The 13,424-nt window shown below is 69.7% G+C and carries 13 protein-coding genes; 8 read left to right on the top strand and 5 right to left on the bottom strand.

Going from position 1 to position 13,424, the window contains the following annotated elements:
• Nucleotides 1–333: 333 nt before the first annotated feature.
• Together FXO18_RS09805 and FXO18_RS09800 are read right to left on the bottom strand one after the other, a co-directional pair.
• Nucleotides 334–441, bottom strand: coding sequence for a methionine/alanine import family NSS transporter small subunit (locus FXO18_RS09805; protein WP_149360939.1), 108 nt, complete (start codon nucleotides 439–441; stop codon nucleotides 334–336).
• Nucleotides 438–1,970: a sodium-dependent transporter gene (locus FXO18_RS09800; protein ID WP_149360938.1), complete on the bottom strand. Its 1,533-nt coding sequence runs from the start codon at nucleotides 1,968–1,970 to the stop codon at nucleotides 438–440. Before FXO18_RS09800 ends, FXO18_RS09805 begins: the two co-directional genes overlap by 4 nt.
• Nucleotides 1,971–2,181: 211 nt before the next feature.
• On the opposite strand from FXO18_RS09800, the gene FXO18_RS15945 reads away from it, so the two are divergent.
• Nucleotides 2,182–2,337, top strand: a complete 156-nt coding sequence (locus FXO18_RS15945; RefSeq protein WP_187774292.1) for a hypothetical protein — start codon at nucleotides 2,182–2,184, stop codon at nucleotides 2,335–2,337.
• 148 nt (nucleotides 2,338–2,485) lie between these two features.
• Here FXO18_RS15945 and FXO18_RS09795 read toward each other — a convergent pair whose 3' ends face one another.
• A complete protein-coding gene (locus FXO18_RS09795; protein WP_149360937.1) occupies nucleotides 2,486–3,262 on the bottom strand; it encodes an Rv1157c family protein in 777 nt (258 codons plus the stop codon).
• A gap of 309 nt (nucleotides 3,263–3,571) precedes the next feature.
• Nucleotides 3,572–3,871: a 4a-hydroxytetrahydrobiopterin dehydratase gene (locus FXO18_RS09790; RefSeq protein ID WP_149360936.1), complete on the bottom strand. Its 300-nt coding sequence runs from the start codon at nucleotides 3,869–3,871 to the stop codon at nucleotides 3,572–3,574.
• 143 nt (nucleotides 3,872–4,014) lie between these two features.
• Here FXO18_RS09790 and FXO18_RS09785 point away from each other — a divergent pair, with 143 nt between their 5' ends.
• From FXO18_RS09785 to FXO18_RS09770, 4 genes are read left to right on the top strand one after another with little or no spacing between them, the layout of a single operon-like run.
• Complete coding sequence (locus FXO18_RS09785; RefSeq protein ID WP_149360935.1) at nucleotides 4,015–5,067, top strand: thiamine ABC transporter substrate-binding protein; 1,053 nt, start codon at nucleotides 4,015–4,017, stop codon at nucleotides 5,065–5,067.
• Nucleotides 5,043–6,710 (top strand): ABC transporter permease, encoded by a 1,668-nt coding sequence (locus FXO18_RS09780; RefSeq protein WP_235900591.1) that lies wholly within the window; start codon nucleotides 5,043–5,045, stop codon nucleotides 6,708–6,710. The genes FXO18_RS09785 and FXO18_RS09780 overlap by 25 nt, the downstream gene beginning before the upstream one ends.
• On the top strand, nucleotides 6,711–7,802 hold the full coding sequence (locus FXO18_RS09775; RefSeq protein WP_149360934.1) for an ABC transporter ATP-binding protein: 1,092 nt from the start codon (nucleotides 6,711–6,713) through the stop codon (nucleotides 7,800–7,802).
• A complete protein-coding gene (locus FXO18_RS09770; RefSeq protein WP_235900590.1) occupies nucleotides 7,795–8,217 on the top strand; it encodes a (deoxy)nucleoside triphosphate pyrophosphohydrolase in 423 nt (140 codons plus the stop codon). Before FXO18_RS09775 ends, FXO18_RS09770 begins: the two co-directional genes overlap by 8 nt.
• Here the strand turns inward: FXO18_RS09770 and FXO18_RS15940 are convergent.
• The gene (locus tag FXO18_RS15940; RefSeq protein WP_187774291.1) at nucleotides 8,195–8,371 is read right to left on the bottom strand and encodes a hypothetical protein; all 177 of its coding nucleotides are present in this window, start codon (nucleotides 8,369–8,371) and stop codon (nucleotides 8,195–8,197) included. The two genes, FXO18_RS09770 and FXO18_RS15940, sit on opposite strands and share 23 nt — an antisense overlap.
• Before the next feature lie 282 nt (nucleotides 8,372–8,653).
• Here FXO18_RS15940 and typA point away from each other — a divergent pair, with 282 nt between their 5' ends.
• The 3 genes from typA (at nucleotide 8,654) to mshB (ending at nucleotide 13,407) form a co-directional block, all read left to right on the top strand.
• Nucleotides 8,654–10,576 (top strand): translational GTPase TypA, encoded by a 1,923-nt coding sequence (typA, locus tag FXO18_RS09765; protein WP_235900589.1) that lies wholly within the window; start codon nucleotides 8,654–8,656, stop codon nucleotides 10,574–10,576.
• A gap of 159 nt (nucleotides 10,577–10,735) precedes the next feature.
• On the top strand, nucleotides 10,736–12,490 hold the full coding sequence (locus FXO18_RS09760) for an ABC transporter family substrate-binding protein (protein ID WP_149360932.1): 1,755 nt from the start codon (nucleotides 10,736–10,738) through the stop codon (nucleotides 12,488–12,490).
• Nucleotides 12,487–13,407, top strand: coding sequence for an N-acetyl-1-D-myo-inositol-2-amino-2-deoxy-alpha-D-glucopyranoside deacetylase (mshB, locus tag FXO18_RS09755; RefSeq protein WP_235900588.1), 921 nt, complete (start codon nucleotides 12,487–12,489; stop codon nucleotides 13,405–13,407). Before FXO18_RS09760 ends, mshB begins: the two co-directional genes overlap by 4 nt.
• Nucleotides 13,408–13,424: the final 17 nt, after the last annotated feature.

The following is a 13,424-nucleotide window of genomic DNA, read 5'->3' as shown; positions in this document are numbered from 1 at the left end:
CTTCGCCGCGGGAGCCACAAGCCGGCCGGTGGCTGCCGCATGGGCGCCTTTCCCAGCTGCCACCCTTGCGCGGATCTGCCACCCTTGGCTGACCGCTGCCACCCTTGCGGGGATCTGCCACGGAAATAACCGTGGCAGCTGGGCGCGATCCGTGGCAGCAGCACGAGAAGGGTGGCGGCTGGGGCATACGGCCTGGCGGGCGTGCCGGATGGCGGCGCATTGCTGGCCGATCGCTGTGACGCCGCTCGCCAGTGGAAACTTTTCCCGCTCCAGCCAGGAAAAGTTTCCACTGGCCGCCAGAACCCGGCCCACCAGAACCGGAGCCTCCAGCCCCTAGTCCTCCTCGTCGGGGTTGTTGCGCAGGTGGATGAGGCTGGCGATGAGTCCGCCCCACACGATGGTGAGGGAGACGATCATCATGACGATGGCGGTGGTGGTCATCGGCGGGCTCCTGTCGCGAGGAACTGGGTGGATTCTGGGTGCCCGAGGTCGGTGCCGCGCCGCCAGGGCAGCAGCGCGAGGATGATCGCGAGGCCGATGAGGATGGCCTGGGTGGACCAGCCGAGGGTGAGGACGAAGTCGGCGGGGTATCCGCCGTAGCCCTCGTCGGCGAGTGTCCGGATCTCGCTGATGAGCATGGCGCCGAGCACGAGCGGCGTGGCGACGACGATGCAGAACTGCCACAGGATTCCGGCCCTGAACGACGAGACCGCGTTGAGGTGGGCGCCGAGGTCGCCGGTGCGGCGCAGCAGCCAGGCGACGGAGATGACGGTGACGAGAGCGACGCCGACGATGCCGAGGTTGTTGACGAACTTGTCGACGACGTCGAGCACGCTGACACCGGTGGTGGTGGGGAACAGGGCGATGGAGCAGGCGGCCATGGCGCCGCCGACGCCGAGCACCGCCGGGATGCGGGTGATGCCGAGCTTGTCCTGCACGGCGGAGATGACGACCTGCACGATCGAGATGAGCGAGGTGAATCCGGCGAAGACGAGGCACAGGAAGAACAGCGCTCCGAACACCGATCCGCCGGGCATCACGGAGATGATCTGGGGGAAGGCGATGAAGGCGAGGCCGATGCCGCCTCCTACTACCTCGTCGACGGGGACTTCCGCGACGCTGGCCATGTAGCCGAGGGCCGCGAAGACGCCGATGCCGGCGAGGATCTCGAAGCTGCTGTTGGAGAACGCCACGACCATGCCGGAACCGGTGAGGTTGGTGCGGATGCGCAGGTAGGAGGCGTAGGTGATCATGATGCCGAAAGCGATGGAGAGCGAGAAGAAGATCTGCCCGTAGGCGGCGATCCACACGGTGGGGTCGGCCAGCAGGCTCCATTCGGGATCGAAGAACGCGTTGAGCCCGTCGGCCGCGCCGTCGAGGAAGAGCGAGCGGATGACCAGCGCGAGGAACAGCACGACGAGCAGGGGCACGAAGATCCGGGCGGAGTTGCCGATGCCGCGTTGCACGCCGAGGGCGAGGACGGCCAGAGTGGCGAGCCAGACGAGCGCGAGAGGGATCGCGACGCCGGGAACGAGGTCGAAGCCGAGGCGCGCGCCGTCCTCCTGCTGGAGGAACGTGCTGAACAGGAATCCCTCGGGGTCGTCGCCCCAGGCCCGGCCGATGGAGAAGAAGGTGTACCGCACGGCCCAGGCCACGATGACGGCGTAGTAGACGGCAATGACGAAGCAGATGCCGACCTGCCACCAGCCGAGGGTCTCGGTCCACTTGCTGAGGCGGCGGAAGGCGAGCGGCGGCGAGCCGCGGAACTTGTGGCCGATGGCGTAGTCCAGGAAGAGCAGCGGGATGCCGGCGGTGAGCAGCGCGATCAGGTACGGGATCACGAAGGCCCCGGCGCCGTTCTCGTAGGCGACGAACGGGAAGCGCCAGATATTGCCGAGTCCGACCGCGGAGCCGATCGCGGCCAGGATGAAGACTGATCGCGCGCTCCATACCTCGCGTTGTGTGTCCATTCGGGGCGGCTTTCTGTTGGCGGCGGTGGGGCGGGTGCCGCATCGCGCGGCGGCTAAGCACACGGTAAACGACTTGTTCACGATGCTGGCGGGAAGTGATCAACTGTTGTCCAGCAGGATGCCGCCGTGTTTCGCTTCGGGCCCGCGAGTGTGATACGGCGAAGTTCTCCAAGGCCTGGCGGGCTACGCCCGAAAAGCGCATCATGGTGACATGGATCACGTACTGAGCATCAATGACATCCGAACCGCGATCCGGGAACTGCGAGTCCGCGAGACCGAGGCCCGGAAGGAAGGCCGCGAGGCTGATGCCAACGAGATCGCCGAGCGCATCCGTGGCTATCAGGAGGAGCTCGCCGAGCGTCCTTGATCGGGGCGTCCGCTGAGGAAGCTTGCCCCGAACCCTTTCGTGCATCGCGCTAGGGGCGCCGAGCAGCGAGAACCCCGCCGGGAGCAATCACCGACGGGGGTCTCGTGGGTTGCCTGGGAAATGCCCGGGCAGTGTGGCTAGTAGCGGGTCATTCCACCACGAAGATGCCGACCGTTGGCGCGAAGCCGCAGGTGATGGGCCCGTTGGGGCCTTGCAGCGTGGCTTGGCCGTGGATGGTGGCGAGGATGCGACCACTGCCGGTCCTGGAGATCGCCGTGTAGGTCGCCGGGCCATCCGCGTTGATCCCGGCGCTGTTGTCGAGCTTGGTGGCGCCGGACCGGCCGGAGTCGATGTTGAACCACGACACGGTGAGCGGGTCCGCGGGAACCTCGCTGGTCGCCCCTCCGGTGCCGAGCGCGGTGAAGACGAACGCTGCCTGGCGCGCACGCGGGCCGGGGGCGGGGATGCCGGCGGGGCCGGATACCGCGAGGGCCGTGGCGATGGAGCTCTGGCCCGGGCCGATGCAGTCGAAACCGATCGTGGGGTAGAGGAACTGCTGGATCGGTGGTCCGTCGGTCGGGATCGGCGGCCCTCCCTGCGGGGGCTCGGGCGCGCTGATGAACGACACGATGCGCCGTGCGCCGTCCTGCACCTGCGGGGGCACGTCCGGCTGGCCGAGCAGGCGGGTGAGGGTCGCGAGCAGCTCGTCCTGCGCCTCGGTGCCGTTGCCGGCGCCGGTTGCCGCGGAGCCGATGATCGCGGGCAGGATCTCCAGGGCGGCAGGATCGATCGTGGACAGGTCGATCCCGGGGGGAGCGATCGGAAGCACGGGTTGGGCGGTACTGACGCCGGGGAGCGACAGTGCTGCGGTGACGGTGATCGCCAGTGCCGCAAGCGTTGTTCGCGGCTTTCGGGTGTGGAGCACTCGAGGTTCCATCCTTGTCTCCATTGAGGCCGGGGCCGGTGGTCGTCCCAGCAGCGCCCGAGCTGCCGGATGTGGTGTGCGATGGCGGGCAGCATCGAGGCTTGCCGACGATCGAGCGCGGCCCGCGCTGATGCTGAGCCTGGTGGTGCCTTCCGGTCAGGGGCACCACGAGGCTTGGGGATCATGATTCATGGCTGGAGGCGGCACTGTTCCGGGTTTGCGGGAGCGTTACCAACTCTTGGCTGTAGTTCAGCCGAATCCATTCCACTTCGCAACCTGGGGAGCAGGCAGGCCCGGCGTGGCGTGATGCTACGGGGCGCCGATGCTGGCGATCTCCGCCTCGATCCTGCGCGCGAGATCGAGATCGAGCTGGGTGATCCCGCCTGCCGAATGCGTCGCGCAGGAGAAATGGACGGTGCGCCAACGGATGTCGATGTCGGGATGGTGGTTGAGCTGCTCGGCGATGACCGCGATCCGGTCGACGAGCCGGATGGCGTCGGGGAACGAGGCCATGGTGGCTGTGCGCTGGAGCGCGTCGCCCGCGCGCTGCCAAGCGTCGGTGGTGCCGAGGAACTGGTCGATCGTGGGGTCGTCGAGAATCTCGCTCATCCTCCTAGTGTGGCAGTCATCACAAGCAGTGGGTAGTGGTCGTCGTTGGGCGGCCCGCGCCAGGGGAACGCGCCATGATGCCCAGCGCGCCCACTGTGCCCGTATGGTGGATCCTTGCCGTACCCCTGCGAGAGGAAGACATCATGGTCGCGCCACATCGAGCTGCCATCGCGGGCTGCGCGCTCGCGGCGCTCCTTCCGGTCCTAGCGGGCTGTTCCACGATCGGTTCCGGCGACGGGGATCCGGAGGGGACCGTGGTGCTGCTGACGCACGATTCGTTCTACCTGCCCGAGGACGTGCTCGACGCCTTCGAGGCGGAGACCGGGCTGACCATCGATCATCGTCCGCAGGGCGACGCTGGCCAGCTGGTCACGGGCCTGGCCCTATCCCGTGATCGGCCGATCGGCGATGTCGTGTTCGGCATCGACAACACGTTCGCCTCGCGGGCAGTGGCCGAGGACGTGCTCGAGCCCTATGAGGCGCGCACGCCCGTGCCCGAGCGCTTCGCCTACCCGGGCGAGCCGGTGCTCACCCCCATCGACTACGGCGATGTGTGCCTGAACATCGACACCCGCTACTTCGCCGAGCAGGGCATCCCCGAGCCCGCCAGCCTCAGTGATCTCACCGATCCCCGCTACCGCGACCTCACCGTCGTGCAGAACCCCGCCACATCCTCGCCAGGGCTTGCCTTCCTGCTCGCGACGATCGAGGAGCAGGGCGAGGATGGCTGGCAGGACTACTGGACGCGGCTGCGCGACAACGGCGTGCTCGTCGTCGACGGCTGGACGCAGGCCTACACCGTCGAGTTCTCCGGCTCCGCGGGTGAGGGCCCCCGCCCGATCGTCGTCTCCTACGCCACCTCGCCCCCCGCGGAGGCCGGGCCCGACGGCGCCGCCCCGCCCACGCGGGCACTTCCGGACACCTGCTTCCGGCAGATCGAGTACGCCGGGATCGTCGCGGGTACGGCCAACGAGGACGCCGCCGGCGAGCTGATCGAGTTCCTACTGAGCCCGCAGGTGCAGGAAGCGCTGCCCGAGAGCATGTATGTGCTTCCCGTGGTGGAGGACACCCCGCTGCCCGAGGCCTTCGACCGGCACGCTCCGCGGCCGGACGAGCCGATGTCGATGGATCCTGGCCGCATCGGCGAGAACCGTGACGAGTGGATTGCCCAGTGGCGCGACCTCATGCTCGGGTAGCGACACCGACGATGGTCTCTCGCCGCGCCCGCCGGATACCGGCGGGTGTGTGGCTGGGCGTGCTGCCCGCGATCTTCCTGCTGGTGTTCTTCGCCTGGCCCGTGCTCGCGATCCTGGAGCGCGGGCTCACCGGCGCCGGCGGGAGCCTCGACCCGCTCGGGGTGCTGCGGATCCTCGCGGAGCCCGAGGTGTGGGGCATCGCTGGGTTCACCATCGGGCAGGCGCTTGCCTCGACGGTGCTGACCCTTCTCGCGGGGTTGCCCGTGGCATGGCTGCTCGCGCGCGTGGACCTGCCGGGCCGATTCCTGCTGCGGATCGCGGTGACGGTTCCGTTCGTGCTGCCCACGGTGGTGGTGGGCATCCTGTTCCGGGTGATCCTCGCGCCGCAGGGCCCCCTCGGCTTCCTCGGGCTCGACGGCACCGTCTGGGCGATCCTGATCGCCCACGTGTTCTTCAACATCGCCGTGATCGCGCGCACGGTCGGCTCGGTATGGTCCACCCTCGACCGGCGGGCCGAGCAAGCAGCGCGGACCCTGGGCGCCACCCCATGGCAGGCCTGGCGGACCGTGACCCTGCCAGCGCTGCGGCCCGCCATCCTGTCCGCCTCGGCGATCGTCTTCCTCTTCTGCGCCACCAGCTTCGGCGTGGTGCTCGTGCTCGGCGGCAGCCGGTACCGCACCCTCGAGACCGAGATCTACTTGCAGACCGTGCAGGCGTTCGACCTGCGCGCTGCCGCCGCGCTGTCGATCCTGCAGATGCTGACCATCGGCGCGGCCATTCTCATCGCCACCCTCGCGCGGCGACGGCGGCTCGGAGACGGGCCATCCGCGCTAGCGGCGGGGCAGCAATCGCGGCCGCGAGGCAGGCAGTGGGTGCCAGTCGGCCTGGTTCTCGGCGTGGTCGCGGCCCTGCTGGTCGCGCCACCCCTGCTGCTCGCATGGACCTCCGTGCGGCGCGGTGGCAGCTTCACCCTCGAGGGATACCGCTTGCTGCTGGGCGGCGGGCAGCACGAGGCCTGGGCCGCCATGCTGATGTCATTGCGCACCGCTACCGATGCCGCAGTGCTCGCGACGGTCCTGGGCGTTCTCGCGGCGGTCGCGATCACTGCCGCGCGGGGCCGGTGGGCGATCGCCGGGGAGGCAGCATTGCTCGCGCCGCTGGGCATCAGCGCGGTGACGGTGGGGTTCGGCCTGCTCATCACGCTGGGACAGTTGCCAGGCGATCTGCGGTCCTCGCCGCTCGTGATTCCCATCGCGCAGGCGCTGATCGCGATCCCGCTGGTGGTGCGGGTGCTCCTGCCTGCGCTGCGCGCGGTGGATCCTCGGCTGCGGGAAGGGGCACGCGTGCTCGGCGCGGCACCGCTGCGGGTGTGGGCGAGCATCGATCTGCCGCTGGCCTGGCGGTCGCTGGCGGTGGCGGCGGGGTTCGCCTTCATCGTCAGCCTCGGCGAGTTCGGCGCCACGTCGTTCCTCGCCCGCGCGGGCGAGCCCACGCTGCCCGTGCTCATCGGGCGCTTGATCAGCAGGCCCGGGGCAGAGAGCTATTCGGTAGCGATGGCGGGAGCGGTCGCGCTGCTAGCGCTGACCGCAGCGGTCATCGCAGTGGTGGAGATCGTGCGCGTCGGCGAGATAGGGGAGTTCTGAATGCTGCGGCTCACAGGGATCACGGTGCGCTACGGGGAGACGCTCGCCGCGCACGATGTGACGCTCGAGGTGCCCGGCGAGGCTCATGTCCTCGCGCTGCTCGGGCCCTCGGGATCGGGCAAGACGACGGTGCTGCGCGCCGTGGCGGGGCTCGAGCCCATCGCCGCCGGCTCCATCACCCTCGGCGGGGAGGACCTGGCCGCGGTGCCGGTGCACAAGCGGCGCATCGGCCTGGTGTTCCAGGACGGGCAGCTGTTCCCGCACAAGTCCGTGGCGGGGAACATCGCCTACGGTCTCGCGCTCGCCAAGGACGATGCGGGCAAGCGGATGCCGCGGGCGGAGCAGGAGGGCCGGGTGGCGGAGCTGCTGGACCTGGTCGGCATGAGCGGCTTCGGGCCGCGCCGGGTGCATGGTCTCTCCGGGGGCGAGGCGCAGCGTGTCGCGCTGGCCCGGGCGCTCGCGCCGCGACCTCGCCTGCTGCTGCTCGACGAGCCGCTCTCAGCGCTCGATCGCGGCCTGCGCGACCGCCTGGCCACCGACGTGCGCGACATCGTGACCAAGCACCGGACGCCGACGATCGTCGTCACCCATGACCACAGCGAGGCCGCGTTCCTCGCCGATCGCATCGCCGTTCTCATCGATGGGCGGATCCATCAGGTAGCGGCCCCGCGGGACCTGTGGCGCCGGCCCGCGGACCGGGCCGTGGCACGCTTCCTGGGCTTCGAGGCATTCCTGGATGCCGATGTCCGGCATGGGGTCGCGCGCTGCGTCCTCGGCGCGGTTGGGGTGGACGCCCCGGATGGGCCGGCGGTGCTGGCGCTGGGCCAGCACTCGCTGGCCATCGCACCGCATGGGCCAGTCACAGCGACCGTCCTGTCCCGGGTCGTGATGCCCGATGGGCTACGGCTGCGCGTGGCCGTGGACGGCATGCCGGGTGGCCGGGCGGAGCTGGGCGCGGTGGGCACGCTCCACGATGATGCCGAGCCGGGGCAGGTGATCCGTCTCGGCCTTGATGGGCGCCGGACCGGGCTGATCGCGCAGGGCCGCGCGCCGCGCGAGGCGGCGCTGGATGGAGCGCGGGCGCGTGGGTGACCGGTGCATCGATGGCCAGCGCCAGGAGGTCGTGGCGGGGGCGGTCGTCCGGGATGGCTGCCTGCTGGTCGCGCGCCGGTCGTCGCCGCCGGAGCTCGCTGGGCTGTGGGAGCTCCCGGGCGGCAAGACCGAGCCAGGGGAGGAGCCGCGGGAAGCGGTGGAGCGGGAGCTCGCCGAGGAGCTAGCGATCGTGGTGGTGGCGGGCGAGCGCGTGGGCCCGGAGGTCCTCATCGGCGAGCGGCTCGTGCTGCGCGCCCACGCGGCGGAGTGGATCTCGGGGGAGCCGGTGGCGATCGAGCACCAGGAGGTGGCGTGGATCGGCAGCGAGGAGCTCGAGGGTCTCGCCTGGGTGCCCCATGATCGGGTCCTGGTCGAGTTCCTTCGCGAGCTGATCAGGCCGCGCGAACCCGCTTGAGCTCCTTCTTCAGGTCGCTGCCCTTGACGCCGTTGGACTCGAGCTTCTTCATCTTCGCCACGACATAGGGGCAGCGCATGCACCGGGTCTTGGATCGGCAGCACTTCTTCTTCGGCTTGAGGCTGCTGACTTTCGATGCTTTGACCTTGCCCATCGTGTGGTGCTCCAGTGTGGTCGGTGGCGGTCGGGGACCAGGTGCTTCGACTAAGCATAGCCTCGCTTATGTAGGTTGGGCTAACTGATCTTGGAGTGCTCGATTGAGCCCTTGCGGCACCTAGCGGGTATCCTCGGTGCTGGTCACCCATCGGAAGCGTCATCGACCATGCCCACTCGGGCGGTCGCATGGGCAACCGTCTTTTCACCACGTCCCGGCCCCGGCGCGCCCACCGGCGCGACCAGCATGACCGGGGCGCCTCAATCATGTACAGGAGCTTGTGTGTCGTCCACCTCGGCTGATACCCGCACCCCAGCCTTCCGCAACATCGCGATCGTCGCGCACGTCGACCACGGCAAGACCACGCTCGTCGACGCGATGCTGCGCCAGTCCGGGGCCTTCGCCGAGCGCGAGGAGCTCGTCGAGCGAGTCATGGACTCCGGCGATCTCGAGCGCGAGAAGGGCATCACCATCCTCGCGAAGAACACCGCCGTACGGCGCGTCAACCCCGACGGCTCCGAAGTGATCATCAACGTGATCGACACCCCGGGCCACGCTGACTTCGGTGGCGAGGTGGAGCGCGGCCTGTCGATGGTCGATGCCGTCGTCCTGCTCGTCGATGCCAGCGAGGGGCCGCTCCCGCAGACCCGCTTCGTGCTGCGCAAGGCGCTCGAGTCGTCGCTGCCGGTGATCCTTGCCGTGAACAAGACCGACCGGCCCGACGCCCGCATCACCGAGGTCGTCGACGAGGTCCATGACCTCCTCCTCGATCTCGCCAGCGACCTCGAGGACGAGAAGGCCTCGGCCGCCGCCGAGCACGCGCTCGAGATGCCCGTCATCTACGCCTGCGCCCGCTCCGGCAAGGCCAGCCTCACCCAGCCCGAGGACGGCGAGGAGCCGGATTCCCCCGACATCCAGCCGCTGTTCGACCTGCTCCTCGAGCACGTGCCCGCGCCCGTCGCGGATCCCTCTGCCTCGCTGCAGGCCCACGTCACCAACCTCGACGCTTCTGCCTTCCTCGGTCGCATCGCGCTCGTGCGCATCTACAACGGCACCATGCGCAAGGGACAGACCGTCTCCTGGCTGCGCAGCAACGGCGAGGTGAAGAGCGTGCGGCTCACCGAGCTCCTGCGCACCGAGGGCGTCACCCGCGTTCCCGCCGACGAAGCAGTGGCCGGCGATATCGTCGCGGTCGCGGGCATCGACGAGATCATGATCGGCGACACCCTCGCTGATCCCGCGAACCCGGTCGCGCTGCCGCGCATCACCGTCGACGAGCCCGCGATCTCGGTGACCATCGGCACCAACGGCTCGCCGCTCGCGGGCCGCAATGGCGGCACCAAGCTCACCGCTCGCCTCCTCAAGGCCCGGCTCGACCAGGAGCTCGTCGGCAACGTGTCGCTGCGCGTGCTGCCCACCGAGCGTCCCGACTCCTGGGAGGTGCAGGGACGTGGCGAGCTCGCGCTCGCGATCCTCGTCGAGACCATGCGCCGCGAGGGATTCGAGATGACCGTCGGCAAGCCCCAGGTGGTCACCCGCACCATCGACGGCAAGCTCCACGAGCCGTTCGAGCTGCTCACCATCGATGTGCCCGAGGAGCACCTCGGTGCGGTCACCCAGCTGATGGCTGCCCGCAAGGGCCGCATGGAGAAGATGCACAACCACGGCCAGGGCTGGGTGCGCATGGAGTTCGTCGTTCCCGCGCGCGGCCTCATCGGCTTCCGCACCGCGTTCCTCACCGAGACCCGCGGCACCGGCATCGCCAACAACCACTCGAGCGGCTACGAGCCCTGGGCGGGCGAGATCCGCAGCCGCCACACCGGCTCGCTGGTCGCCGACCGCGCGGGCGCCATCACCAACTTCGCGCTGCAGACGCTCCAGGACCGTGGCCGCTTCTTCGTCGAGCCCGGTGACACGTGCTACGAGGGCATGGTCGTGGGCGAGAACCCCCGCGCCGAGGACCTCGACGTCAACATCACCAAGGAGAAGAAGCTCACCAACATGCGCTCCTCCACCGGTGACGAGCTCGAGCGCCTGCAGCGGGCCACCCGGCTCGACCTCGAGGGCGCCCTCGAGTTCTGTGGGTCCGACGAATGCGTCGAGGTGGGCCCCGAGATCGTGCGTGTCCGCAAGGTCATCCTCGACTCCACCACCCGCGCCCGGGAGCGCTCGCGCGCCAAGACCCGCGACAAGGCCGCCGAGTAGTCACTACCGAGTAGCAGCGGGACAACGTGTCGCATGTTCCCCGCGTCCACGACCGGACGCGGGGAACATGGCACGATGACAGTCGGGGCAGGCACGAACCGCCCTAGCGGGCACGGTTCGCCCGCGCGCAGCGCACACGGGGAGGAACGAGTGCCGACCATGTCGACGACGCCCGCAGCAAGATGGGCGAAGGTCCTGCTCGCCAGCGGGGCATTGCTCTCGCTCACCGCCTGCACCGCGAGCCCCCCGCCCCCGATCCAGAGCACCGGCACCGTCACGCCCACGCCCCAGCCGGTCGCCGTGGAGAACGAGATCATCGTCGCGATCGACGATATCGGCAGCGGGTTCAACCCACACTTGCTCTCCCACCTCTCGCCGGTGAGCAGCGCCATCGCCGATCTCGTCCTGCCCAGCCCGTTCCGGCCCGTGCCCGATCCGCAATCGCCCGGCGGCGTGCGATGGGAGCCCGACCCCTCGGTGCTCATCTCCGGCGAGGTCACCAACGACGGCACCGGCGAGGACCCGTTCACCGTCACCTATGTGCTTCGCAACGACGCGCAATGGTCCGACAGTGCCCCCATCGCGGCCGAGGACTTCCTCTACCTGTGGCGGCAGATGACCACGCAGCCAGGCGTCGTCGATCCCGCCGGATACGACCTGATCACCTCCGTGCGCTCCTCGTCCGGCGGCAAGACCGTGACCGTGGAGTTCAGCGATCCCTACCCGGCCTGGCGCGAGCTCTTCAGCCACCTGCTCCCCGCGCACCTGATCAAGGATTCCCCCGGGGGCTTCGACGACGGGCTTGCCGACACGATCCCGGTATCCGGATCGCGGTTCAACATCAAGCGCGTCGATCGCGGGCGCGATGACATCCGGCTCGAGCGCAATGATCGCTTCTGGGGCGTCCCGGCCCAGGCCGACCGCATCCACATGCGCCGCGGCGGAAGCGCCTCTCAGATCGCGGACTCGCTGCGCTCCAACGACGCGCAGATCGCCGAGGTCCACGGTGGGGCATCCCTGCAGGCCCAGCTCTCCGCCATCCGGGGACTCTCCACGGCCCGCGCCTACCAGACCCGATCCCTGCAGCTCGTGCTCAACACACGCATCGAGCCGCTCGACGACCCCGAGCTGCGCAAAGCCCTGCTGAGCGTTCTGGATACGGACGTCCTCGCGACCGTGGGCGGCGGTGGAACCGCCACGGTGGCGGTCGCGGAGGCGCAGATCCGGCCCCCCTCGGACCCGGCGTACACGCCCACCGAGCCTGCTCGCATGCGGTACGAGGAAGCGATGGCCATCCTCGCTGCCAGCGGCTACCAGCTCGTCGGCGATACGTTGCGCCTCGGTGGGGACCCGGCCGGTGCCGCGCTGAACCTCGTCATCGGTGTGCCCGGAGGGGACCAGACCGCCCGCGCGGTCGCGAACACCGCAGCGGACCAGCTGCGCCAGGTGGGGGTGCGGGCGCGCGTCTCCCAGCTCGCCCCCGCGCGCCTCTACGGCGAAGCCCTCACCGGGGGCGAGATCGACATGCTCGTCGGCTGGACGCAGACCGGCTACGACCCCGCGACCACCCTCGCGTCGCGCTGGGCCTGCCCGCCTTGGGAGGCCGCCCCCGCCGAGGAGCCCGGGGCCACCGAGGACCAGCGGGACATCGAGCGCGCGCCCAGCAACCTATCCGGTGCCTGCGCCCCCGCGATCGACGACCTCATCCATGCGGCGCTGACCGGGCGCGCCAGCGCCGATGCTGTCATTGCCCAGGCCGAGCCCGTGCTGTGGGAGCTCGCCGCCGTGCGCCCCATCCTCCAGGACGTCACCCTGGTCGCGGCCCGCGACACCGTGGCCGGGGTCAACCTCGACCTGCCCGTGCCTGTCGGCGTGTTCGGCGACGCCGCGCAGTGGACAAGGCTGCCCGAATGACCAGCGCCCCAATGACCAGCGCCCCAACGAGCAGCGCTGCCCACCGGCTCATGCTCGTCCACGCCCACCCTGATGACGAGACCCTCATCACCGGGGGGACGATCGCTGCGGCGCGCGATGCCGGCATCGAGGTCCTCGTCGTCACCTGCACCCTCGGCGAGGAGGGCGAGATCATCGGTGACGAGATCGCCGGGCTCGCCGCCCAGCATGCTGACCAGCTCGGAGGCTACCGCTACTGGGAGCTCCAGCGAGCGCTCAGCGCGCTCGAGGCGCCGGAAAGCCGCGGCCGGGTGCGGGGAGTCCTTCTCGGCGGCGCGGGCCGCTGGCGCGATTCGGGGATGGCCGGAACCGACGGCTCTCGCAATCCGCGCGCGTTCATCAACGCGCCACTGGTGGACACCGCCAGCGAGCTCGCCGCGCTCATCCAGGACTTCCGGCCACACGTGCTCACCACCTACGACCCCAATGGCACCTACGGGCATCCCGATCACATCCGGGTCCACGAGGTCACCCATCGCGCGGTCGAGCTCGCTGCTGGTGCCCCGTCAGGCTGGAATGTGCCCCGCCTGTTCTGGAGCGTCATCGGCCACGGCGCTTTCGAGGAGCAAGCGGCCCGGCTGACCGGTGTCCCCGAGGGCTGGCTGCATGATCCTGCCAGCGGGCTCGGGCTGTTCCCCGACGAGAAGATCACCACCCGCATCGACGTCCGTGCCCAGCGTGACCGCAAGGCGGCCGCGCTGCGGTGCCATGCCACGCAGATCATGATTGATCTGCCCAACCGCGCGTTCGCCCTGTCCAACAGGGTCGCGCAGCCGATAATGGATGAGGAACACTTCGTCCTGGCCCGCGCCGCGGGCCATCCCGTTCCGGACGAGCGGGTCGCCCACGACCTGTTCGCCGGGCTCGGAACCACCTGAGATCGAAAGGAACCACC

This window comes from Lolliginicoccus suaedae (assembly GCF_008312885.1).
In the GTDB taxonomy this organism is placed as follows: domain Bacteria; phylum Actinomycetota; class Actinomycetes; order Mycobacteriales; family Mycobacteriaceae; genus Lolliginicoccus; species Lolliginicoccus suaedae.
This window is presented reverse-complemented; position numbering and strand designations above follow the sequence as displayed.